Source organism: Pseudomonas fluorescens, assembly GCF_041354075.1.
GTDB lineage: Bacteria > Pseudomonadota > Gammaproteobacteria > Pseudomonadales > Pseudomonadaceae > Aquipseudomonas > Aquipseudomonas fluorescens_CE.
This window is the reverse complement of sequence record NZ_JARZGC010000033.1, coordinates 1-22,503: the sequence shown is the minus strand read 5'-3', so window position 1 is coordinate 22,503 and position 22,503 is coordinate 1. Positions and strand designations below refer to the sequence as shown.

The window sequence follows — 22,503 nt, the reverse complement described above, 5'->3', positions numbered from 1 at the left end:
TCAGGACCTCCGTCAATGTCGGGGCTCGGTCCCACGAAGAAGGGCGGGCATGCGCTGGGTCATGGATCAACCCCGGCGATCGGCTAGAATGGCGCCCTTGCCGTTACCGAGCCTGCCATGAAACCTGTCCTGCCCCACGCCCAACTCGACTGGGACGACCAAGTGCTCCCGCGTTCGCGGGTGTTCGACGATGTGTATTTTTCCGACCTGTCCGGGCTGGATGAAACCCGCTACGTGTTCCTTGAGCAGAACGCTTTGCGCGAGCGTTTTGCCGCGCTGCCGGCAGGTGGACGACTGGTGATTGGCGAGACCGGTTTCGGCACCGGCCTGAATTTCCTCTGTGCCTGGCAACTGTTCGAACAACAGGCGGTGGCCGGTGCGCGACTGCACTTCGTCAGCGTCGAAAAGTACCCGCTGAGCTTCGCCGACCTGCAACGGGCACTGGGGTTATGGCCGCAACTCAAGCCCTGGGCCGATCAGTTGCTGGCGCAGTACGTGGCGATCCACCCGGGCTTCCAGCGCCTGGTGCTGGCCGAAGGCCGTGTGACCCTGACCCTGTTGATCGGCGATGCGCTGGAACAGCTGCCGCAACTGGACGCAAAGATAGACGCCTGGTTTCTCGACGGATTCGCCCCGGCGAAAAACCCCGACATGTGGACCGCCGAACTCTTTGCCGAGCTGGCCCGGCTGGCAGCCCCCGGTTCGACCATCAGCACCTTCACCAGCACCGGCTGGGTACGGCGCCTCCTGAATGCGGCGGGTTTCAAGATGAAGCGCACCCCCGGCATCGGCCACAAATGGGAAATCCTGCGCGGTGCATTCCTTGGCTGGCCACAGGACGTCCCGCCTCCTGCCGCAGACAAACCCTGGTTTGCCCGCCCGCAACCGCCGGCCGGCGAACGCCGCGCGCTGGTGATCGGTGGGGGCATGGCCGGTTGTGCGACGGCTGCCAGCCTCGCGGCACGGGGTTGGCAGGTCAGCCTGCTGGAGCGCCGCGATGGCCTGGCGCAGGAAGCCTCGGGCAACCCCCAAGGCGTGCTGTACCTCAAGTTGTCGGCCCACGGCACCACGCTGTCGCAGTTGATCCTCAGCGGTTTCGGCTACACCCGGCGCACGCTGGAACACTTGCATCGTGGTCTGGACTGGGACGGTTGCGGCGTGTTGCAACTGGCGTTCAACGCCAAGGAAGCCGAGCGCCAGGCGCAGTTGGCGCAGGCATTTCCCCATGACTTGCTGCATACGCTGGATCAGGAACAGGCCCAGGCCCGTGCCGGTATCGGCCTGGCCTCAGGCGGGTTGTTTTTCCCCGAAGGCGGTTGGGCACACCCACCGGCGTTATGCCGCTGGCAGGCGAGCCACCCGAACATCCAGGTACTGCCCCACCACGATGTGCTGCAACTGCGCCACGCGCAAGGCACCTGGCAGGCGTGGGATGGCGAACGTTTGCTGGCCGATGCCCCGGTGGTGGTACTGGCCGGCGCTGCCGAGATCCAGCGTTTCCCGTACACCCGCCACCTGCCGCTCAAGCGCATTCGCGGCCAGATCACCCGCCTGCCGCAGACACCTGAAAGCCAGGTCCTGAGCACCGTGGTCTGCGCTGAAGGTTATGTCGCGCCGGTACGCCTGGGCGAACACACCCTGGGCGCCAGTTTTGACTTCAACAGCCAGGACCTGGAACCCACGGCGGCCGAGCACGCCGGCAATCTGCAGATGCTCGAAGAGATTTCGGCGGACCTGGTGACCCGTCTCAAGGCCGATGACTTGCAGCCGGAGGCGCTGGAAGGCCGCGCCGCATTTCGCTGCACCAGTCCGGACTACCTGCCGATCGTCGGCCCGCTGGCCGATGCCGAGGCCTTTGCCGATGCGTACAGCGTGCTGAGCAAGGATGCCCGGCAGATACCGGACATCCCTTGCCCATGGCTGGACGGTTTGTACGTCAACGGTGGCCATGGCTCCCGGGGCCTGGTGACGGCGCCCTTGTCCGGCGAATTGCTCGCCGCCTGGCTCGATGGCGAACCGTTGCCGGTGCCCCGAGCGGTGGCCGAGGCCTGTCATCCAAACCGCTTTGCCTTGCGTCGGTTGATTCGCAAGGCCTGACGCGCTCAATCCAGTGCAAAGCAGGTCTTGAGCTCCTCGGCCTTCATGGCTTCTTCGGTCAGGCGCCGCAACAGCCGGGTTTCACCTTGTTGCAGCTCGGCGGCAATGCCGTCGACCTGTCCGTGATACCGGTCCCCAAGGGTGTCCTGGCTGGCGAACGCCTGCTCCATGTGCTGGTGAAACGGCGCGGCGAGCTCAAGGAACCGTTCAGCGTGATGCTGGCGCAGGAAATCGACCCAAAAGCTGCGTTCGCTGAGGTATTTGAGCAGTTCAGTGGACATTTCGGCGCTGATCACCCGGTTGTACGCCACGTTCAGATCACTGGTCCTCACGCCGCTGGCCGATGAATAGCGCATGTGCCGAGGTTGCCCGATCAGATCGAGCCTGTCCGCCAGCCCCACACGGTAGGCCAGTTCCACCTCCACCGGATCGAGTTTGGCATCGGCGGCCACCCGTTCCCGGGCAATCCTTGCCAGGTAGTCGTGGCGAAACAAGCGCCGTCCCAGGCCCAACAACCGTGCCGCGTGATCGTGAATATTGCCGGCCTGGCGACTCACGGCATCGATCTTCACCGCCACTTCGATGTTGCTGAAGATCGTCGCCGCCGAATCCGCGCAATTGGCTTTCACGGCCATCGACAGCAGCTGATCACGCAAATGCGCATCGGACTCGAGCGCCTCGATCACGCTCCAGACCCGCCGAGTCATGTCTTCACGCACGTAATGGCTGTCCGCAGAGCTTCCGACTTCTGCCAGCAACTGAAAGAAGCCGCTGGCATGTGGCTCGTTTTTCAGGGCCAGCCAGCTGCGATTGCGCGCGCCATAGGTGGCTTCGGCGGGGTTGTCCATCCACAGGTCCCGCGCCACCTGCTCATTGATCACCCGCGTGTCATTTTCCAGATGCCCCATGCCGACACCGGTCCGACTGCGGTAATTACCCAGCGCCACCAGGCTCGAGACCGACAACGGGTTATGCCGCAAATTGAGGGTCTCGGCGAATCGCCGCGGCATGTCGAACAACCAGGTCGGCAGCGTACGGATCTCGTTGCCGCGCAGGTCGACCATGTCCAGGTAACCCAGGCGTGACAACCCGATGGGCAGTTCCGTGGCATGGGTATTGGCGAGGAACAACGATTGCAGGTTGGCCATCTTGCTCACATCCGGTGTCGCGCCGAGACGATTGCCGCTGAGTCCCAGGGTGCGCAAGCCACGCAGGTCCGCAAGCTTGCGCAGCGTGTGTTCGGTCAGGGCCAGTCGGTTGTCGTTGACGCTCAGGTGCTGAAGGCCGGGCATGTGCGACAGCGCTTCGGGCAGGCGCGTGAGGTGGTTGCGGTCCAGTTCCAGATTGACCAGGCTTTTGAACGGCTTGAGAAAATACGCCAATTCATCGCCGGCCTGCATGTCCTTGATCGACAGGCTGCGCACGTGGGCGACGTCCTGCTCGGTCAGGGTCGGCAGCGGCCCCACCGGGTTACGCTCAAGCCTCAGCGTGGTGAACGGCTGCTCCTGCGGCCAGCGCGGTGGAGTCACCCGGCGCCAGCAGTTCTCGATGGCGGCAGCGACCTGGCGACGGCTGACACGGATATCGTTGAACTGCCCCGGCAGCTTCTTCATCGCCGCCTCGTCCTCACGCCAGGCCAGCAACACCGCTTGCAGTTTCTGCAACTGCTCCCCCAGTTCCTTGAGCCGGGTCACCCGCATCATCGGGGTACTGCCGGCTTCATCCAGGAACCGTGAAACCTGGGCATCGCTGAACAGCGGATAGAGTTTGCGGACCTGGCGGATCAAGCTCTTGGCGTAGGGCTTCGCCACGGGAGGATCGGCCAGGACGCAGGCGGCAAGGTGTGGCGGCAGCTCGCTGCGCTCCCCCCGAAGCACCTGCGCGGTACGCGCCAGATCGCGGGTACCGGCCTTGGCCAGGCGAGTGCGCAAGGTCACGGCATCCTGCCCATCGTTGCCGCTGAACCCAAGGCGCGTGCGCTGGCTGGCCGGCACTGCATCGACGATGGCTCCGAGCAGCGTTTCACTGGCCAGGGTGGAGGAGACGTTGCCGCTGGTGTGGGTGACCCTGTAGCCGCTGGGCGCCTTGACGATGGTTGCACATGAGGTCGCATCCGCTCTGCCAACGCTTTGCAGCAAGCGGCCGGTGACTGATCCCTGGCGCAGTTCCAGGCGAAAGTCGTCGTCCCAGCCTTGCACGTTCTCCATCAAACCGAGGGTCAAGGAGTCGGTGTCGGCATTCGCCAGCTCCGGCAGGTGCAGCCCCATGAGCGCGCGATCCTGGCGGATGTCAAACACTGCCTCCCTGACCTGGCGCGCAAGGTCGACGCCCAGAGTCCTGTTTTCACGCAGCAGCGTCCGGTCCCTGGCGGATGCATGGTCCAACAACGCCTGGCCGACCCTGACCGGAAGCTCGCGGGCCTGTTCGCGCAACCTGGCGACCTCGGCGCCGGCGCTGCCGTCCCAGGTTTTATACAGCGCATCGAGCAGCGGCCGCCGATCGGCCTGCAGCGTTGCGGCGATGCGCTTGGCCAGCAGGCTCGCCCTGGACTGTGTGGTCACCGGGCCGATGATGTTTTCCACTTCATGGGGATAGAGTCCGCTGATCACCGTATCGAGCAGTTTGCCGGCGCTCAATTGCGCTTGCGAGACGTGCACGCTGTTGATGTCATCATTGTGCGGCGCCGTCTCCGGGAAGCGATTGACCACTCGGTCCTGGGCATCGAGCACTTCGATGAAGCGCTGTTTCGGCCAACCGGCGAGCCTGGGCAGGGTGTGCAGTTGCTCCGTTGCAAAAGCGCTGTTGGCGATGTCATCACGGGCGATGGCCGCGATCAGCGCGCTGATGTTGCGGTTCAGCCTGAAGCGCTCGGCACAGTCATCGAGCCGTGCGGGCAAGGGCAGCTTGCTTTCATGCAGGCGATATAACTGCGCGGGCGACAGACCGGTGATGTCGGCGATCTGGGTCAGTTCGCGGTGGGAAAAACGGCCGAAACGCGCTGCCGTGCGCTTCAGAGCATAGGCGCTGTCGGGCCATTCGTCCCCGTATTCATGGACCAGGCGCCAGCCGCCCTCGACGTTGCGCTCGATCGCCGGCTGATAGGCGTCCGGGCGGGACGGGTGTTTCAGCCGCCAGGCCTGATCCTTCGAATCACGAGCCACCTGATACACCCCACCGTCCATGACCACCGAGGTGCGCCCGCCGTGCTGATGGAAGCCGTCGGCGTCGGCCTGCGAGCTCTTGGGCAGCGGTGACGGCTGCCTGTAATGCGCAAGTTCGGGCTTCCACAACCGGGGTTTGCCATCTGCACGGGTCACGGCTTCGAAGCCGTCGAAAAAAGCCGTCTGCTCCTGCATGCTTCGCCGCAACACGTTCGACACGACTTTACCGCCGACCGCGAAGGCCGCCATCTGCGTCACGTTTTCCACGACATTCATCAGGTGGGAGAGCGCTTTGCTGCGCTCACCATGGGCCCAGTCTTCCACGCCTTCGTAGACCTCGCTGACCAGATCGACAGCGGCGGTGGCCGCCATCACCAGCCCCAGCGCCGGGACAAAAAAAGACGCCAGGTTCAGCAACATAAGCGTGCCATCGAGCACCTGCTGAAGGGTCTTCTCGCGCTGCGCTTCATCGACCTCGGAGGTCGGGATCGCGAGGATGCGGGCATCTTCCTGAGCCTTGCTGACCAGGGCACTGAAGAGGAAATCGGATACGCAGGTGGCCGAGGCCGCCGTCAGCGTACCGAGGGTTTTGTCCTTGTCGAATTCGGCAAAAAAATCCGTCTTGTCGTGCCCGTGCAGGTATTGCCTGGCGAAGAACGCCCGATAGCTCTTGCTCTGCAGCTTGAGCGTCAGGTAGACCTTGAATTCATCCAGCGAGGCGTATTCATACAGTGGCCGCCGGGGCTCGTTCGGCAGGTACACCACACACCTGGCCTGCGGCGCGCTGTCGATGGACACCTTGCTGAACACCAGCGCGCCACAAATACAGGCCCCGTGGATCTTCAAACCTTGCCAGATCACCGCCGAGCCATCGAAGACTGCGTCGCGGGTTTGAAAGGCAGGCACATCCTGCGCAATGACGCTGGACATCATCTTGTACACCGCGTCACTGATGTCTTTCTTCAGGTAGGCGATATGCGTCGCCACTTCCATATCAAGCAATTTCAACCGCCGGATATCGGCAGCGCTGGCCTGCTCATCGTCCGATGCGTTTGCTGGGGTCTTGGCCGGCAGGGTAAATACCTGATCGATGTGCCGCTGGTATTTTCCCCCCAGGTCCAGCTCCCGGCACAGTTCGGCAAATCGACTTGGGGTGATCTCGGGTCCCTGTTGCGCCTTCGAATTGAGCTTGATGGAGGAGCTGTCCGAGAAACCGCCACTGCGCGCCTGGTCCACGGTGAAATTTTCCATGGCGGCGTGAAGCAAGGTGCGCGAGGTGGTGGTGACAATACCGTCGAGTCCGATGATCCCTGGCACGGTCGTGATGGCCAGCGAGCGTTTGACGATCTCCAGCGTGTCGCGATCGACATCCACGGTGACCGACCATTTCTCCTTGAGAAAGCGCGTCAGGTGTTCCCGGCAGAACAGGTCCAGGGGTTTGAGTTTGCACAGTGCCTTGGCGGCTTTGGGATGCAAGAGCTCGCTCTGGGCAAAAGCCGCCTTGAGCGCCTGCATCACCCCCAGATCGGCGTAGGCCAGCCACGCTGGAATGGCGCGGTGCAGGGTTTGCGCCTTGTCCAGATCGGCGGTGTGTTCCAGCAATGCCTGGAGTCGATGGGCCGGGGTGAAAGTGGCGACGGCAGGCGTCGCGCCTTGGGTTGAGGGCATGAGCAATATCCTTATTGCGTTCAGGTTCCGTCAGCCTACGGGACCTCTTGCGGCAAAAGATAATTCGAATATCGAGTGGAATCGGAGGCTGATCGAACAACTACTCGCATGCGTCCCAGCAGTAATTACCGCCTGGGCGAAACGTCCGTGTGGCAGGTGCTCCATTCGTCCGAGCAGTGCCCCTTATTACTTATCGATCTAAAACTCCTGAAATCTGCACAGGTCAGTTTCTGAGTACCCGCCGTTGCGGCCGGGTGCCGAATGACCCTCCCCAACGGAAAAACCGGTAAGGACTTTATGTGCGGATTAGCTGGCGAGTTACGCTTTGATCATCAACCTGCGGACCTTGCAGCCGTTGAACGAATCACCCATCACCTGGCCCCTCGCGGCCCCGACGCCTGGGGTTTTCACAGCCAGGGACCGATTGCCCTGGGCCATCGTCGCCTGAAAATCATGGACCTGTCGGACGGCTCCGCGCAGCCGATGATTGACCATCAACTGGGCCTGTCCCTGGCCTTCAACGGCGCGATCTATAACTTCCCCGAACTGCGCGCCGAGCTGGAAAGCCTTGGCTATGCCTTTTATTCCGGTGGCGACACCGAAGTGCTGCTCAAGGGCTTCCATGCCTGGGGCGAGGCATTGCTGCCCAAGCTCAACGGCATGTTCGCCTTCGCCATCTGGGAACGTGATGCCAAGCGCCTGTTCATCGCCCGCGACCGTCTCGGCGTGAAGCCGCTGTACCTGTCGCGTACCGGCCAGCGCCTGCGCTTTGCCTCGGCGCTGCCTGCCTTGCTCAAGGGCGGTGATATCAACCCCATCCTCGACCCGGTGGCGCTCAATCACTATCTGAACTTCCACGCCGTGGTCCCGGCGCCACGCACCTTGCTGGCGGGCATCGAAAAACTGCCACCGGCCACCTGGATGCGCATCGAGGCCGATGGCCGTACCGAACAGAAAACCTGGTGGACCCTGCCCTACGGGCCCCGGGCCGATGAGATGAACCTGACGCTGGAAGACTGGCGCGACCGCGTGCTCGACAGCACCCGCGAGGCCGTGGCCATCCGCCAACGGGCGGCGGTCGATGTCGGCGTGCTGCTGTCCGGCGGCGTCGACTCGAGCATGCTGGTCGGGCTGTTGCGTGAAGTCGGCGTGGAAAACCTCTCGACCTTCTCCATCGGTTTCCAGGATGCCGGTGGCGAACGCGGCGACGAATTCCAGTATTCGGACCTGATCGCCCGACACTACGGCACACAGCATCATCAACTGCGCATCGACGAGAAGGAAATCATCGAGCAACTGCCGGCAGCCTTCCACGCCATGAGCGAGCCGATGGTCAGCCATGACTGCATCGCCTTCTACCTGCTGTCCCGGGAAGTGGCCAAGCATTGCAAGGTGGTCCAGAGCGGACAAGGTGCGGACGAGTTGTTCGCCGGTTATCACTGGTATCCGCAGGTCGATGGCGCAGCCGACCCCTATGCGGCCTATCGCGAGGCGTTTTTCGACCGCAGCTACGAGGATTACGCCGCCACCGTGCAGCCGAAATGGCTGACGGCGAATGACGCCGCCGGTGATTTCGTGAAAGAACATTTCGCACAGCCAGGCGCCGACGCGGCGGTGGACAAGGCCTTGCGCCTGGACAGCACCGTGATGCTGGTGGACGACCCGGTCAAGCGCGTCGACAACATGACCATGGCCTGGGGCCTGGAGGCGCGCACGCCGTTCCTCGACTATCGCCTGGTGGAACTGTCGGCGCGGGTGCCGGGCAAATTCAAGCTGCCCGACGGCGGCAAGCAGGTGTTGAAAGAAGCGGCGCGCCTGGTGATTCCAAGTGAAGTGATCGATCGCAAGAAGGGTTACTTCCCGGTACCGGGCCTCAAGCATCTGCAGGGTGACACGCTGAACTGGGTGCGCGAACTGCTGCTGGACCCGAGCCAGGACCGTGGCCTGTTCAACCCGGCAATGCTCGACCGTCTGCTGACCGACCCACAAGGTCAGTTGACCCCACTGCGCGGCTCCAAGCTGTGGCAACTGGCGGCTTTGAACCTGTGGCTCAGCGAACAAGGAATCTGATCGATGAAACCTCACGCCACGGCGTACAGCCAACGCCTGTTGCGCGGTCAGGCACCGTCCTACGAACGCTTGCAGGCGCGCCTGGCCGAAGACGGCAGCGAGTTGGCCGCCACTCCGATTGCCGTGCATTGCGGCTGGGGTCGGCTGCTGATCGGCCACACCTTCCCGGACCCGGCGAGCCTCGCCGGGGAATTGCTCAACGAGCAGCCCGGCGAACGCGACATTGCCCTGTACGTTGCCGCCCCCCAGCAAGTCCTGGGGCTTGAGCCGGCGCAGCTGTTCCTCGACCCGTCCGACACCCTGCGCCTGTGGTTCAGCGATTACCGCCAGGCCACCCGCGTCTTTCGTGGTTTCCGCATTCGCCGCGCCCAAAGCGAGGCGGACTGGCAGGCGATCAACCAGCTGTACCAGGCACGCGGCATGCTGCCCATCGCCCCCACCCTGCTGACCCCGCATCATCGGGGCGGCCCGGTGTACTGGCTGGCCGAGGACGACGACAGCGGCGCGGTGATCGGCAGCGTGATGGGCCTCAATCATCACAAGGCCTACAACGATCCGGAGCACGGCAGCAGTCTCTGGTGCCTGGCTGTCGACCCGCACTGTTCGCGACCCGGCGTTGGCGAAGTGCTGGTGCGTCACTTGATCGAGCATTTCATGAGCCGGGGGCTGAGCTACCTGGACCTGTCCGTGCTGCATGACAATCGCCTGGCGAAGAACCTGTACGCCAAGCTCGGTTTTCGCAACCTCCCGACCTTCGCCATCAAGCGCAAGAACGGGATCAATCAGACGTTGTTCCTCGGTCCCGGTCCGGAAGCGGCGTTCAACCCCTATGCGCGGATCATCGTCGACGAAGCGCACCGGCGTGGCATCGAGGTGCAGGTAGATGACGCCGAGGCGGGTCTGTTCACCCTGGTCCATGGCGGCCGACGCGTGCGTTGCCGCGAATCCCTGAGCGACCTGACCAGCGCCATCAGCATGAGCCTGTGCCAGGACAAGAGCCTGACCCACAAAGTGCTGAAAAACGCCGGCCTGAATCTGCCCGCACAACAACTCGCGGCCAATGCCGATGACAACCTGGCGTTCCTCGACGAGCACGAGCGGGTGGTGGTCAAACCGCTGGATGGCGAACAGGGCCAGGGCGTGGCCGTGGATTTGCGCACCATCGAAGAGGTGCAGCAGGCCATCGAAGCCGCCCGCGCGTTCGACGGCCGGGTACTGCTGGAGAGTTTCCATGAAGGCCTCGACCTGCGGATCCTGGTGATCGGCTTCGAGGTGGTCGCCGCCGCCATTCGCCGGCCGGCGGAAGTGGTCGGTGATGGTCAGCATTCCATCCGTGCCCTGATCGAGGCCCAAAGCCGACGCCGCCAGGCGGCGACGGGTGGCGAGAGCAAGATCCCGCTGGACCACGAAACCGAACGCACCCTGCACGCCGCCGGTTACGACTACGACAGTATCCTGCCCGCCGGCGAGCATCTATTCGTACGGCGGACGGCGAATCTTCATACAGGTGGCGTGCTTGAGGACGTCACCGCGATCCTGCACCCGACCCTGGTCGATGCCGCCATCCGCGCCGCGCGGGCGCTGGATATTCCGATGGTCGGCCTCGACCTGATGGTGCCGGCGGCGGGCCAGCCCGACTATGTTTTCATCGAAGCCAACGAACGCGCCGGACTGGCCAACCACGAACCTCAGCCCACGGCGGAACGGTTCGTCGATTTGCTGTTTCCACACAGCCAGTCGGTGGCCTGTTAATCATGGGGCGGCGGGGCTGACGCCATCGCGAGCAGGCTCGCTCCCACAAAGGGGAGCCCGCTTGCTCGAGAGACGGCCTGACAGGCGCCGCATCCCCCTCATAGAAACATCGATCAGGAGTTTCCATGACCAGCAATATTCCCGAACCGGATCTCAACTACCTGCAAAAAGTCCTGCTGGAAATGCTCGCCATCCCGAGCCCGACCGGCTTCACCGACACCATCGTGCGCTATGTGGCCGAGCGTCTTGAAGAGCTGGGCATTCCGTTCGAAATGACCCGTCGCGGCACCATCCGCGCCACGCTCAAGGGCAAGAAAAACAGTCCCGACCGCGCCGTCTCCGCTCACCTGGACACCATTGGTGCCGCCGTTCGCGCGGTGAAGGACAACGGTCGCCTGACCCTGGCACCGGTCGGCTGCTGGTCGAGTCGCTTTGCCGAAGGCAGCCGCGTCAGCCTGTTCACCGACAACGGCGTGATTCGTGGCAGCGTGCTGCCGCTGATGGCTTCCGGGCACGCCTTCAACACCGCCATCGACGAGATGCCCATCAGTTGGGACCACGTCGAACTGCGTCTGGACGCCTACTGCGCGACCCGCGCCGATTGCGATTCACTGGGGATCAGCGTCGGTGACTTCGTGGCCTTCGACCCGCTGCCCGAGTTCACCGAAAGCGGCCACATCAGCGCCCGGCACCTGGATGACAAGGCTGGTGTTGCTGCATTGCTGGCAGCGCTCAAGGCGATTGTCGACAGCGGTGAAGAACCGCTGATCGACTGTCATCCGCTGTTCACCATCACCGAAGAAACCGGCAGCGGTGCCGCTGCTGCACTGCCCTGGGATGTCAGCGAGTTCGTCGGCATCGACATTGCCCCGGTCGCCCAGGGCCAGCATTCCAGCGAGCATGCCGTCAGCGTGGCGATGCAGGATTCCGGCGGGCCTTACGACTACCACTTGTCCCGCCACCTGCTGCGCCTGGCCAGCGACAACGAGCTACCGGTGCGCCGCGACCTGTTCCGCTACTACTTCAGCGATGCCCACTCGGCGGTCACCGCCGGCCACGACATCCGCACAGCCCTGCTCGCCTTCGGCTGCGACGCCACCCATGGCTACGAACGCACCCACATCGACAGCCTGGCCGCCCTCAGTCGCCTGCTTGGCGCGTACATCCTCAGCCCACCGGTGTTCGCCAGCGATGCACAACCGGCCAAAGGGTCGCTGGACCGGTTCAGTCATCAGATCGAACATGACACGCAGATGGAAAGCGATACACGAGTGCCGTCGGTGGATAGCCTCGTGGGGCAGCGGTCGGAGAGCTGATCTGACATTCGTCTTGCCTGATCTGGCCCTATCGTCGGAACGCCGCCCGGAGCAAGCCCGCTCCTGCAGTGGGAGCGAGTTTGCTTGGGGCGGCGGTCCGGCGATGGCGGCGGAACATCACCCCATCGACTGAAACTAGCCGCAATCCTCCATTCACCGTAGCATCGCACCACTGCTAACCCGAGGTGCCCATGCTGATCCCCCACGACCAACTTCAAGTCGACACCCTGACCCGCCTCATCGAAGACTTCGTGACACGCGACGGCACGGACAACGGCGACGACACCCCGCTGGAAACTCGCGTGCTGCGAGTTCGCCAGGCGCTGACCAAGGGCCAGGCGCTGATCGTGTTCGATCCCGAAAGCGAGCAATGCCAACTGATGCTCAAGCACGACGTGCCCAAGCACCTGTTTGACTGACGGCTTCAGCTCGCCTCGGTTTTCTCCCGCTTGGCCTGGATCCGTTGGTGAACTTCGGCGCGGTGCACCGCGACACTTTTGGGCGCTTCGATGCCGAAGCGCACGTTGTTTCCGTTGACGGCCATAATGCGCAGGGAAATGTCGTCACCGATGGAAATCATTTCACCCACAACGCGGCTGAGTACAAGCATGGCATTCGTCCTCCAGGGTTATCGAGCCCTGAAGATGCCCGGTGTGTAGCGGGGCTTCAATGCAGCGGGAGCAAAACAGTCTCGCCCTACAGCGCTAAACGAACGACTCCCTAGGAAACGTCCGACAAAGTTGAGCGAAACTTCAAGACGCGGAAAAACGTGGGCCGAACAGGATGACGCTCGCGCCGATCACGCACAGCGCCACACCGATCCAGTCCGAACCCAGGGGACGAATCCGCTCGACGACCGCCAGCCAGCCAATCGAAGCAATGATGTAGATACCACCGTAGGCTGCGTAAGCACGCCCGGCGTAAGTCGCCTCGACACGGGTCAGCAACAGGGCGAACAAGGTCAGGCTGAGCAGCGCTGGCGCGACCCACCAAACACTTTTGCCCTGGCGCAACCACATCCAGAAGGCAAAGCAGCCAGCGATTTCAAACAGCGCGGCGAGGAAGAACCACAGGTAATTGAGCATGCCAGGCGTCTCGCAGGGTGACCGATGGCGGCCACCCTAACGAGGACACTGGCAAGGGGCAAGTTCAACCTGCGGTTTGTCTCGCCTTGGCGCGCATTTTGTCGGCCATGGCGGTCATTTCATCGTAGAGCAATTGCGGGTTCTTCTGCTTGAGCGCCCAGGCCATGCGCCCCTGCTCGTGGGGCAGGATCATGAATTCGCCAGCAGCCACTTGCCGGTAGATGTAATCGGCGATATCGCTGGCGGTGATCGGCGAACTCTCCAGCAGCTTGCCCACCTGGGCTTTCATCGCGGGCGTCGGGCCACGGAACGAGTCCAGCAGATTGGTCTGGAAGAACGACGGACACACCACGTGCACGCCGACTTCCTGCTGCGCCAGTTCGACCAGCAGGCTTTCCGACAGTGCCACGACGCCGGCCTTGGCCACGTTGTAGTTGCTCATGGCCGGGCCCTGCATCAAGGCAGCCATCGAGGCGATGTTGATGATCTTGCCCTTGCTTTTCTCCAGCAGCGGCAGAAACGCCTTGCAGCCTTTGACCACGCCCATCAGGTTGATCGCGATCTGCCAGTCCCAGTCTTCCAGCGACAGTTCGCTGAAGAACCCGCCCGAGGCGACACCCGCGTTGTTGACGATGACGTCGATGCCACCGAACTTCACTTCGCAGGCCTGGGCAAACGCGGTCAATTGACTGTAATCGCGCACGTCGCAGCGCTGAATGAAGCCGTCGCCACCGGCTTCGCGAACCCGTTTCAGGGTTTCCTGCAAGCCGGGCTCGCTGACATCGGACAAGGCCAGCCGCCAGCCTTCGCGCGCCCAGCGCAGTGCGATTTCGCGACCCAGGCCCGAGCCTGCGCCAGTGATCATCATGCGATTTTGCATAGCAAACAGCCTTGTTGTTCCGGGGAAGATTCGTCGAGTGTAGCGAAGGTCCCTGATCAACCCACGCTCCATCAGATTGCTGAATAGCCCGAACAAACCACGGACAGGTGCGCGCTAACTTGGCTCGTTAAAACGAAATAAGCCTGCCTTCGAAAAACATTAAAAAAACATGGAATTTTCTTTCATTCGCGACAGTCGGACTTTGTAAGCAGCTTGGGTTTGTTGCAGTCCAGCTGATAACTGAATACCAAGTAACTCCCGAATACTTCCAACAAGGAACTAGACATGGGCACAATCCTAATTATTATTCTGATCCTCCTGCTGGTAGGCGGCCTGCCGGTCTTCCCTCACTCCAGAAGTTGGGGTTACGGCCCATCGGGTATCATCGGCGTGGTATTGGTGGTGCTGTTGATCCTGCTGTTGCTCGGCAAGATATAAAACGACCGATAAAAAAAGAGGCCCTGTGAAGGGCCTCTTTTTTATTGCGCCGGGAACTTAGTCCGGCTTGCCGTCAACCACACCGGCGGTGTTATCGATCAGGCTCTTGGTCGCCGTCTGGATAAACGACTCAAGCTTCTTCCTGAGCGCGCCTTCATCGGCCGACGCCGGGATCAGCTCACCTTTGGGATTGGCGCCCAACTGGTACTGATACAGCTTGGGTTCCATTTCCTTCGGCAGCACCAACACGCGGTCGGCGGTGAGCAACGCAACCGTCTGGTCACTGCCCGACGGCTTGATCACGCCAAAGCCCTTGTCGCCTTCCGGCAGGTTCAGCAGGTCACGGCCCCAGCACTGGTGAAGCACATCCCCACCGATACGCCCCATGATGGTCGGCACGATGTCGATCTGGGTGCCTACGGTGTGGTCAACCTGGCCGAACTTGTCCTGGACGCCCGGCCCGATCAGCAGCATTGGAACGTTGAAGCGGCCCAGGTCCATTTCGGTGATCTGCTGCTCGTTGCCGAAACCATGGTCGCCGACGACCACGAACAGCGTTTCCTTGAAGTACGGCTCCTTGCGCGCCTTCTCGAAGAACTGACCCAGCGCCCAGTCGGAGTAGCGCATGGCGGTCAAATGCTCGTTGAGGCTGCCACGATCGGTCACACGCTCGACCGGCAAGGGTGTCGGCAAGGCGTATGGCGTATGGTTGGACAGGGTTTGCAGCAAGGCATAGAAGGGTTTCTTGTCCTGGCCGTCGCGGGCCTTCAACTCTTCCAGGCCGCGATCGAACATGTCCTGGTCGGACACGCCCCACGTCGGATCGGAGAACACCGGGTTGACGAAGTCGTTACGCCCGATGAAGTTGGTCATGCCCTGGTTGCTGAAGAAGCCCGACTGGTTGTCCCAGGCGAAGTCGCCGTTGTAGACATACACATCGTCATAGTCGCGGGCGCTGAGCAGTTGCGGCAGGCCGGACAGCTTGTGACTGCCTTCCGGGGTCTGCATCAGGTATTCGAAACCCGGCAGATTGGGGAAGCAGGCCATGGTGGCGAACATGCCCTGATGGGTATGCGTGCCGTTGGAGAAGAAACGGTCGAACAACAGGCCTTCTTTCGACAGCTTGTCGAAGTACGGCGTAACGTTGCCCGGACGTCCCAGCGCGCCGACCGAGTGACCGGCGAAGCTCTCCATCAGGATCACCACGACGTTCTTGATCGGCAGGGTCTTGTCGGTATTGGGCGTGTAAGTGCGGCGCACGGCAGCGGTCTCGGCATCCACCAGCTTGTCGCTCGGTGTCAGCAGCAGGTCGCGCACGGTCTGCTGGGCCACCGGCTGTTCAATCGTGGCTTTCCAGATGTTGTCGCGGTCCTCGGACATCCGGCTCTTGGCTGCCGCGATCAGCGACAGCGTGCCGTTGAGCCCTAACTGGTTGGCGAAGTTCGAGTCGGTGGTGTAGACATCACCCCAACGCAGCGGCGGACCTTGGCGCAGGGTACCGCGAGCCGCGACCACGCAGATCAGCAGGCAGACCACGAACACCGCCAGGCGCGCGTACCACGGAGCGACCTGGCGCGCGCCGATGCTGCCACCACTGAACGGCCCGCGAGGACGGGTCGCACGGTCGGCGCCCTTGAACGCCAGGGTCAGAATCACCGTCCCCACGGCCCAGGCGAGCACGTAGCGAACCACCGGGAAACCGTACCAGAGCATGCTCATCACGGTTTTCGGGTCTTCCTTTACATACTGGAAAACCAGGCCGTTGAGGCGTTGGTGGAACTCGCGATAGAAGTCCATCTCCATCAGGCCAAGGAACAGCGCGATGCTCGACGCAACGGTCAGCCAGAGGCGGAAGAACCCGCGCGCAGCCATGGCCCGGGCACTGAACAGGGCCAACACCAATGGAATGCTGAGGTAAACCACCAGGCGCAGGTCGAAACGCAGGCCGTTGGCGAAAGCTTCGACAAAGGTCGAGGCCGGGGTGTCGAGGATCATCTCGCGGTTGTAGACCAGCAGCGCCAGGCGCAGCAGGCTGAACATCACCATCATGACCAGTGCGCACAGCAGCGTGTACGCCAGATGCGATTTGACGGTCGGTTGCAGCAGGCGATTAGAGGCTCGCTGCTGACTCAGGGCGTCCGGGATTGCCATGTCGTTTTAGGACCCTTGGAAGTTGAAGTTGCGAAAAGGCGGGTGCGCCCTGCCCTCTATCGGCCCGTACCGGGCCCCGGGGTTTGCGCGGTGCGCAAATGTTGCACGATCAGCAGAAGCAATGCCATTGATAACTGAGCGGCAAAATGAGCGCGGGCGAATTGTCTTGGAGCGATTGTGAAAATTTCGTGCAAGGCATATGCGGAAACACAAAATAGTGCCGGACGTGGGGTTTTCCTGTAGGAGCGAGCACGCTCGCGATGGTCGTTAACGATAACGATGGAGTCCTGACACCCAGCGGCGCTCTCTCGTCCATCGTCGGAACGCCGCCCGGAACATGCTCGCTCCTACAGTTGTACTGCGCAGTTACTTCTCGGCCTTGGCCTTCAACGCTTTCAAGGTATTGAACGGCGCATCCACCACAAACTTGTTGGCAACCATCGACGGCACGCTGCCGCCCGGTTCGGTGTGAACCTGGTAGGTCACTTCGACCTGGTCACCCTTGGGCACGAATTTCCAGAAACCCTCGACCTTGGCGACCCGCACGAACCCCTTTTCTTCAGGGATGAACTTCGGCACGCCTTCGAGTTTGCGGGTCAGGCTGCCATCGGCGCCTTCGCTGGTGGTGACGTGCAGGACCGAATCACGCGGGGTCACCGGCCATGGGGTGTTGAACTGGCTGTAGGTCCAGCTCTGATCGCCTTCGTGCTTGAGCAGTTTCTGCTGTTTGCACTCGTAGATCCAGGTGCAGGCTCCCGCCACGTCATCCTGCAGGGCGCGCAACTTGGCCACGGTGGTTTTCATCAGGGCAACGCCCTGGTAAGCCTTGTAGTCGGAACCGGGCACTTCGCTCAAGGACACCTTGATGCCATCCTCGTTCCGGGCTTCCTTCCAGTCTTCGGCGTGGGCGGCGCTGGTTGCCAGCACCACCGTCAACCCGCACAGCACAGCCATTCGATGCAGCGAACCCATAATCTTGTTCCTTATTGTTGAAGTTCCGTCGTTGGACCCATCATGCCGCCGTCATTTGCTCCCACCAGCCCAGCAGCCTGATCGCCTCTTCGCTGCTGGCGCCGCAGACCTCGACATCGGCCTTGAAGCCCGCGCACACCGCAGGTCGCTCCGGTTGGCCGAAGATATTGCACAGGTTTTCGACCGACAGCTGCGCGCAACGTTCTCCAGCGGCCTTGCCATTGGGCATGCCGGGGATGGCGGAACTGATGGAGGGGGCAATGCAGCAGGCGCCACAACCTTCACGGCATTTCATGGCGACGGGCTCCTCGCGACGGGTGATGGACTAATGGACGGGCACAGAATAGCGGCTTAAACAGGCGTTTTAAATTACCTGGCGCCGGGTTTTTATGCTGATTCGAACGTGACTGACCAGTCTCCGACAAAGCGTCGGGGGCATGGGTCACAAAGGACAGGCAATCAGCGCTTGAATTCGAACTCGAGTGCAGCGCCTTCCACTTCACGGCGCTCTTCGTTTCGCAGTTGCAGCTGCATCTCGTTGCTGATCAACCGCCCGTTGAGCTGAAACGGCGAGCTGCCGGTCTTGTCGCCGAACATCTGCGGCAGCACGCCGTCGTGGCGCGGCAACGGCACGGTCCCCTTCGGCTTGAGTTCCTCGGCCATGTCTTCGGGCAGACTCAAATCCAGGTTCGCCGAAGGCAGCGGGGTTTTCACGATTTCACTGGCGGGTTTGGACTTGGCGGCAATCGGCGGCCGTTTTTTCACCTTGGCGGCATTTGTTTTGGCAGGTGTGGCCTTTTTGACGGGTATCGCTTTCTTGACCGGGGCCGCCTTTTTGGCCGGCGTTTTTTTTGCCGGGGTCGCGCTCGCGGCCGGTTTTTCCTGCGCGGAAGCCGCCATGACGCCGGACGCCTGGACGGTCAGTGCCAGACAGATCGCCAGGCAAACAGAGGAAAAAATCGGTTTCATGGACCCTACGCAGCTCAAGGCACATCGGCAGAGGACCGTATGCTCGCTTGTTGGACGCCACAAGACAAGCTCGGTCCGGGGGCAGCTTGTTTCAAAAGCTGCCAGTGGTCTCCTGGCACAGTTGTGTGGCGAGCATGCCCAGGGTCATCAAGGCCCGCTCGGCCTCGCGGTTCCACGGCGTACCGCAGTTGAGCCGGATGCAGTGATTGAATTGCTCGGTGTTACTGAAAATCAGCCCCGGCGCAATGCTGATGCCTTGTTGCAGGGCACGCACATGCAGCTCCTGGGTGTTGACCCTGCCCGGCAGGCTCACCCACAGGATGAAACCGCCCGTTGGCCGGGTCATCTGCGTGCCTTCCGGGAAATACTGCTGCACCGCGAGCTGGAAGGCGCTGAGGTTCTTGCGGTATTCCTGGCGGATGAATCGCAGATGCCGGTCGTAACCGCCATTTTCCAGATAGGCCGCGATACCCATCTGCGTGACGCTGCAGGCGGAATGCGTACTGAACGTCTGCAAACGCTGGATTTCCTGCTGATACTTGCCGGCGATCATCCAGCCGATCCGTACACCCGGCGACAAGGTCTTGGAAAAGCTTGAGCAATAGATCACCCGATCCAGCCGGTCATAGGCCTTGAGCGCCTTGGTACGGCCCTGTTCGAACATCAGCTCGCCGTAGATGTCGTCCTCGACGACCTGGATATCAAAATCCGACGCCAGGCGCAGCAGTTGCTTCTGCCGCTCTTCAGGCATGGTGCCGCCCAACGGATTGCCCAGGCGCGTGGTCAGGACCAGCGCCTTGATCGACCATTGGTTGGCCGCCAGTTGCAAAGCTTCCAGGCTCATGCCGGTGGCCGGATCGCTGGGGATCTCGATGACTTTCAGGCCCAGCAGGTCAGCCAGTTGCAGCAACCCGTAATAGGTCGGCGACTCGGCGGCGATCAGATCGCCCGGGCGGGTCAGCACACGCAGCGACATCTGCAGCGCGTCCACGCAGCCATGGGTAATCACCACCTCGGACGGATCGACCACCACACCGGCATCGCGCATGCGAATCGCCACCTGCCGGCGCAACGGCTCGAAACCGGGGCTGAACATGTAGCTGAACGCCCGCGGGCTGTGGAATCGGGTGACCTTGGCCAGTTGCTGGTGCAACGCGCGCACCGGCAGGTAGTCCACGCTTGGCACCGCCGCGCCCAGCGGGAAAACCCCTTCACGGCGCGACTCGACCAGCACCTGCTGGATGATGCTGCTGCGCGTGACCAATCCCGGACGCTCAACCCGGGCGATATCCGGCGTCGGTGCCGTCAGGGCCGGGGTCTGGTGCACGTAATAACCCGACTGCGGCCGGGCACGGATCAGCCCCTGATCCTCGAGGTTGGCGTAGGCCTGCAACACCGTGGCATGGCTGACGTTGAGCTGCGAGCTCATCTTGCGCACCGAAGGCACGCGCTCCCCCGGTTGATAGACACCACGGCGGATGTCTTCGGCCAGTTGTTGAGCAATACGTTGGTACAGCAAGAGGTTGGTCATGACGCAGCACTCGATTTCACGGGCATATTATTCTTGTGTGAAACAATACCGGAACAGTTTAAAAGTGTACGGGGACAGTTACCACAATAGTCGACAGCACAGTGCAGTGTCAGCAAAATCTGTACTGCTTTCACCCGGCCTGTGAGGCAGTTGGCAGGCGCAAAAAAACCCGGCACTGACGGGGTAGGCCGGGTTTTCCAGAGACGCCGACCTCAGCGGGCGGCGCCGAGCTGGCCTTTTTCGTCGGAAAAAACGATTTCCACCCGACGGTTCTGCGCGCGCCCCCGTTCGGTGGCGTTCACGTCCACCGGGTATTGATCGCCGTAGCCTTCGACATGAACACGCTTGTCGTCAATGCCCAGGTCCACCAGCACATCCGCCACCGACTGCGCACGGTCACGGGACAGCTTGAGGTTTTCCTGCCGGCCACCGGTACTGTCGGTATAACCCTCGATGCGTACGACGCGCTTGGGATTGAGCTGCAGGAACTGGACGATCTTCAACACCACGCGGTTGGCCGAGTTTTTCAGTTCCGCTTCACCGGTATCGAACAGCACATCGCCCAGGGTCATCACCAGGCCACGGTCGGTCTGGGTGGTGGCAAGCGCGACGATCTGTTCTTCGAGCCACTTGCCCTGCTGCTGCACGCTGAACAGCTTGGACTCGCGCAGTGCCAGTTGCAGGCGTTGGCGCTCGAGCTCGAGTTTTGCCGCGCGCTCTTCATTGAGAACCAGGTTGGTGTGCTCCCGGGCGATTTCGCTGTAGCGACGGCTCAGGTAGGCGTAATGCACCACATCCGAACCGCTGCCCCAGTAACTGGACAAACGATCGGCGCGCGCCAGGGATTCGCCGGCACGGATCACGTCTTTTGGCGCGATACGCAGCACGTTGGCGTCTTCCTTGACCTTCTGGAAATCGTTGCCCGCGTCCTGCAATGCGGCTTCGCTGCGCTGACCGGCGCAGCCGGACAGGCTGACACAACCGGCCAGGATCAGAGCGCCGACAACCTTGGTATCGAGGTTCATTGGGCATCTCCCACTTGCTTGCGCAGTCGGGTTATGCGGGCATTGAGCACCTTCAACTGCTCCTCGCTCTTGAGGGTCAGGACCTTGGCTTCGGCCAGGCGTGCATCAAGTTCGGCCTGTTCAGAGCGCATCCGCGCATGCTTGTAGGATTGATCGGCCATATCGCCCTGGGCTCGGCTGAACTTGTCCTCAGCCAGTTTCATTTCCGCCACCTCGTCGGCGGAAGCGCCCACCGCCTTGGCCTGCGCCAGAGCCTGCTCGGTCAGGCGGAACTGTTCATTGGGGGCCGGATCGGCTGCACACCCCGCCAGGCCCAGAACGGCCACGGCAGCGAAAAGAGGTCGAATACTCACAAAAAATCCCTACTGTTTTGAGGCACTGACGGGGGCCTGCGGCGGTTGGGAGAGCTGGTTCTTCCAGCGCTCGATGTTGCGCAACAGCGCGGCTTGCGTCAGTCCGGACGCGGGCAATTCTGTCATCTTTTTGGCCAGCTGTCCGCGCAACCACGGATCGTTGCAGGCCGAGTTATGGGAAACCGCCAGGAACAGGCCGGGTTTGTCGACCGGCTGCGGATGCGCCACCAGGTCATTGGCCATGCTCAACGTCTGCGCGACTGCCATCCCCGAATAGCGTCCGGCAACCACGTACTCCACCTCCCCCAGCAACAACTTCTGAAAAGCCTGGGTCAAGTTCGCCGTGCGCACGAGGGCCAGATGCTGCTCGGCGAACAAAGCAAATTCCGAGGTAACCCGGGATTTTTCCGACAGCGCACCGGGGTGCCCGTGAAGGTCCTGCGCTTGGTTGTAGACCAGCGACGAGCCCTTGCGGGTCCAGACCAGGTAATCGTTTTCCAGCAGCGGTGGATGGATGTAGTCCAGGCTCTGCAACTCGTTGATCGTCAAGGGTGCGTCCGCCAGCATGTCCATGCGTCCGCTGCGCACTTCTTCCAGGGCCTGGGCGCGCTTGCCGGCATACAGCAACTCGACCTTGATCCCCAACTCCCCTGCCACCTGCTGCAGCAGGTCGGCACTGGCGCCAATCAGGTGCTTGGGGTCCTGCGGATCCTGCCACAGGTACGGCGGCGCATCCGGGCTGCCGGTGACCACCAGGCGCTCGCACTTGCCTGCCGCAACGGACAGGCCGGGTAACAGCGTCAATCCCAGCACGCTCAATATCAAACGCAGATCCATGGTCATCCCCCGTTCGGTCCTGCAGAAGCAAACGCAAAATCAACAGCAAAAAAAAGCCCGACCAGAAGGTCGGGCTCTCTTATAGGTCAAGCGGCGGGTTTAGACCAGCTTCTCGAGCTCCGGGATGGCTTCGAACAGGTCTGCCACCAGGCCGTAATCGGCCACCTGGAAGATCGGCGCTTCTTCGTCCTTGTTGAT

At 62.1% G+C, this 22,503-nt stretch carries 18 protein-coding genes and 1 pseudogene; 6 read left to right on the top strand and 13 right to left on the bottom strand.

The features are described 5' to 3' along the window. Window positions 1–117: 117 nt before the first annotated feature. Window positions 118–2,097 (top strand): bifunctional tRNA (5-methylaminomethyl-2-thiouridine)(34)-methyltransferase MnmD/FAD-dependent 5-carboxymethylaminomethyl-2-thiouridine(34) oxidoreductase MnmC, encoded by a 1,980-nt coding sequence (mnmC, locus tag QIW53_RS25985; protein WP_371052438.1) that lies wholly within the window; start codon window positions 118–120, stop codon window positions 2,095–2,097. Between the two features lie 5 nt (window positions 2,098–2,102). Here mnmC and QIW53_RS25980 read toward each other — a convergent pair whose 3' ends face one another. Then, on the bottom strand, window positions 2,103–6,926 hold the full coding sequence (locus QIW53_RS25980) for an NEL-type E3 ubiquitin ligase domain-containing protein (RefSeq protein ID WP_371052437.1): 4,824 nt from the start codon (window positions 6,924–6,926) through the stop codon (window positions 2,103–2,105). 297 nt (window positions 6,927–7,223) lie between these two features. On the opposite strand from QIW53_RS25980, the gene QIW53_RS25975 reads away from it, so the two are divergent. The 4 genes from QIW53_RS25975 to QIW53_RS25960 all read left to right on the top strand — a co-directional run bounded on the left by QIW53_RS25975 (window position 7,224) and on the right by QIW53_RS25960 (window position 12,483). Then, on the top strand, window positions 7,224–8,996 hold the full coding sequence (locus tag QIW53_RS25975; RefSeq protein WP_371052436.1) for an N-acetylglutaminylglutamine amidotransferase: 1,773 nt from the start codon (window positions 7,224–7,226) through the stop codon (window positions 8,994–8,996). 3 nt (window positions 8,997–8,999) lie between these two features. Next, window positions 9,000–10,748 carry an N-acetylglutaminylglutamine synthetase gene (ngg, locus tag QIW53_RS25970; protein WP_371052434.1) on the top strand — a complete coding sequence of 583 codons (1,749 nt, stop codon included), beginning with the start codon at window positions 9,000–9,002 and terminating at the stop codon, window positions 10,746–10,748. 125 nt (window positions 10,749–10,873) lie between these two features. Beyond that, window positions 10,874–12,064 carry an osmoprotectant NAGGN system M42 family peptidase gene (locus tag QIW53_RS25965; RefSeq protein WP_371052433.1) on the top strand — a complete coding sequence of 397 codons (1,191 nt, stop codon included), beginning with the start codon at window positions 10,874–10,876 and terminating at the stop codon, window positions 12,062–12,064. Window positions 12,065–12,255: 191 nt separating this feature from the next. Next, on the top strand, window positions 12,256–12,483 hold the full coding sequence (locus QIW53_RS25960) for a YheU family protein (protein ID WP_056727184.1): 228 nt from the start codon (window positions 12,256–12,258) through the stop codon (window positions 12,481–12,483). 5 nt (window positions 12,484–12,488) lie between these two features. Here QIW53_RS25960 and csrA read toward each other — a convergent pair whose 3' ends face one another. The 3 genes from csrA to QIW53_RS25945 form a co-directional block, all read right to left on the bottom strand. After that, window positions 12,489–12,674 (bottom strand): carbon storage regulator CsrA, encoded by a 186-nt coding sequence (csrA, locus tag QIW53_RS25955; protein WP_371052432.1) that lies wholly within the window; start codon window positions 12,672–12,674, stop codon window positions 12,489–12,491. 142 nt (window positions 12,675–12,816) lie between these two features. Continuing rightward, window positions 12,817–13,149, bottom strand: a complete 333-nt coding sequence (locus QIW53_RS25950) for a YnfA family protein (RefSeq protein ID WP_371052431.1) — start codon at window positions 13,147–13,149, stop codon at window positions 12,817–12,819. A gap of 64 nt (window positions 13,150–13,213) precedes the next feature. Further along, window positions 13,214–14,029, bottom strand: coding sequence for an SDR family oxidoreductase (locus tag QIW53_RS25945; protein WP_371052430.1), 816 nt, complete (start codon window positions 14,027–14,029; stop codon window positions 13,214–13,216). Window positions 14,030–14,314: 285 nt separating this feature from the next. Here QIW53_RS25945 and QIW53_RS25940 point away from each other — a divergent pair, with 285 nt between their 5' ends. After that, window positions 14,315–14,467: a DUF3309 family protein gene (locus QIW53_RS25940; protein WP_008034551.1), complete on the top strand. Its 153-nt coding sequence runs from the start codon at window positions 14,315–14,317 to the stop codon at window positions 14,465–14,467. A 57-nt stretch (window positions 14,468–14,524) separates the two neighbouring features. On the opposite strand, the gene QIW53_RS25935 is transcribed toward QIW53_RS25940, so the two are convergent. The 9 genes and pseudogenes from QIW53_RS25935 to QIW53_RS25895 form a co-directional block, all read right to left on the bottom strand. Next, a complete protein-coding gene (locus QIW53_RS25935) occupies window positions 14,525–16,618 on the bottom strand; it encodes an LTA synthase family protein (RefSeq protein ID WP_371052429.1) in 2,094 nt (697 codons plus the stop codon). A 366-nt stretch (window positions 16,619–16,984) separates the two neighbouring features. Next, window positions 16,985–17,590, bottom strand: coding sequence for an START domain-containing protein (locus tag QIW53_RS25930; protein ID WP_371052428.1), 606 nt, complete (start codon window positions 17,588–17,590; stop codon window positions 16,985–16,987). Between the two features lie 40 nt (window positions 17,591–17,630). Next, window positions 17,631–17,885, bottom strand: coding sequence for a YkgJ family cysteine cluster protein (locus QIW53_RS25925; RefSeq protein WP_371052427.1), 255 nt, complete (start codon window positions 17,883–17,885; stop codon window positions 17,631–17,633). A gap of 164 nt (window positions 17,886–18,049) precedes the next feature. Further along, window positions 18,050–18,559, bottom strand: a complete 510-nt coding sequence (locus tag QIW53_RS25920) for a translation initiation factor 2 (protein ID WP_371052426.1) — start codon at window positions 18,557–18,559, stop codon at window positions 18,050–18,052. Between the two features lie 91 nt (window positions 18,560–18,650). Continuing rightward, window positions 18,651–20,090, bottom strand: a complete 1,440-nt coding sequence (locus QIW53_RS25915) for an aminotransferase-like domain-containing protein (RefSeq protein WP_371052425.1) — start codon at window positions 20,088–20,090, stop codon at window positions 18,651–18,653. Between the two features lie 212 nt (window positions 20,091–20,302). Next, a complete protein-coding gene (locus tag QIW53_RS25910; RefSeq protein ID WP_371052424.1) occupies window positions 20,303–21,115 on the bottom strand; it encodes an OmpA family protein in 813 nt (270 codons plus the stop codon). Beyond that, a complete protein-coding gene (locus QIW53_RS25905) occupies window positions 21,112–21,468 on the bottom strand; it encodes a DUF4398 domain-containing protein (protein WP_371052423.1) in 357 nt (118 codons plus the stop codon). The genes QIW53_RS25910 and QIW53_RS25905 overlap by 4 nt, the downstream gene beginning before the upstream one ends. 9 nt (window positions 21,469–21,477) lie before the next feature. Next, entirely contained in the window at window positions 21,478–22,305 is an 828-nt protein-coding gene (locus QIW53_RS25900; protein WP_371052422.1) for a substrate-binding periplasmic protein, read from the bottom strand. A 99-nt stretch (window positions 22,306–22,404) separates the two neighbouring features. Beyond that, window positions 22,405–22,503, bottom strand: a pseudogene (locus QIW53_RS25895) (electron transfer flavoprotein subunit alpha/FixB family protein); the annotation flags it as partial.

Bases quoted from the DNA above. Each gene is read 5' to 3' on its own strand.
- mnmC (WP_371052438.1), top strand. From the start codon at position 118: ATGAAACCTGTCCTGCCCCACGCCCAACTCGACTGGGACGACCAAGTG.
- QIW53_RS25980 (WP_371052437.1), bottom strand. From the start codon at position 6,926: ATGCCCTCAACCCAAGGCGCGACGCCTGCCGTCGCCACTTTCACCCCG.
- QIW53_RS25975 (WP_371052436.1), top strand. From the start codon at position 7,224: ATGTGCGGATTAGCTGGCGAGTTACGCTTTGATCATCAACCTGCGGAC.
- ngg (WP_371052434.1), top strand. From the start codon at position 9,000: ATGAAACCTCACGCCACGGCGTACAGCCAACGCCTGTTGCGCGGTCAG.
- QIW53_RS25965 (WP_371052433.1), top strand. From the start codon at position 10,874: ATGACCAGCAATATTCCCGAACCGGATCTCAACTACCTGCAAAAAGTC.
- QIW53_RS25960 (WP_056727184.1), top strand. From the start codon at position 12,256: ATGCTGATCCCCCACGACCAACTTCAAGTCGACACCCTGACCCGCCTC.
- csrA (WP_371052432.1), bottom strand. From the start codon at position 12,674: ATGCTTGTACTCAGCCGCGTTGTGGGTGAAATGATTTCCATCGGTGAC.
- QIW53_RS25950 (WP_371052431.1), bottom strand. From the start codon at position 13,149: ATGCTCAATTACCTGTGGTTCTTCCTCGCCGCGCTGTTTGAAATCGCT.
- QIW53_RS25945 (WP_371052430.1), bottom strand. From the start codon at position 14,029: ATGCAAAATCGCATGATGATCACTGGCGCAGGCTCGGGCCTGGGTCGC.
- QIW53_RS25940 (WP_008034551.1), top strand. From the start codon at position 14,315: ATGGGCACAATCCTAATTATTATTCTGATCCTCCTGCTGGTAGGCGGC.
- QIW53_RS25935 (WP_371052429.1), bottom strand. From the start codon at position 16,618: ATGGCAATCCCGGACGCCCTGAGTCAGCAGCGAGCCTCTAATCGCCTG.
- QIW53_RS25930 (WP_371052428.1), bottom strand. From the start codon at position 17,590: ATGGGTTCGCTGCATCGAATGGCTGTGCTGTGCGGGTTGACGGTGGTG.
- QIW53_RS25925 (WP_371052427.1), bottom strand. From the start codon at position 17,885: ATGAAATGCCGTGAAGGTTGTGGCGCCTGCTGCATTGCCCCCTCCATC.
- QIW53_RS25920 (WP_371052426.1), bottom strand. From the start codon at position 18,559: ATGAAACCGATTTTTTCCTCTGTTTGCCTGGCGATCTGTCTGGCACTG.
- QIW53_RS25915 (WP_371052425.1), bottom strand. From the start codon at position 20,090: ATGACCAACCTCTTGCTGTACCAACGTATTGCTCAACAACTGGCCGAA.
- QIW53_RS25910 (WP_371052424.1), bottom strand. From the start codon at position 21,115: ATGAACCTCGATACCAAGGTTGTCGGCGCTCTGATCCTGGCCGGTTGT.
- QIW53_RS25900 (WP_371052422.1), bottom strand. From the start codon at position 22,305: ATGGATCTGCGTTTGATATTGAGCGTGCTGGGATTGACGCTGTTACCC.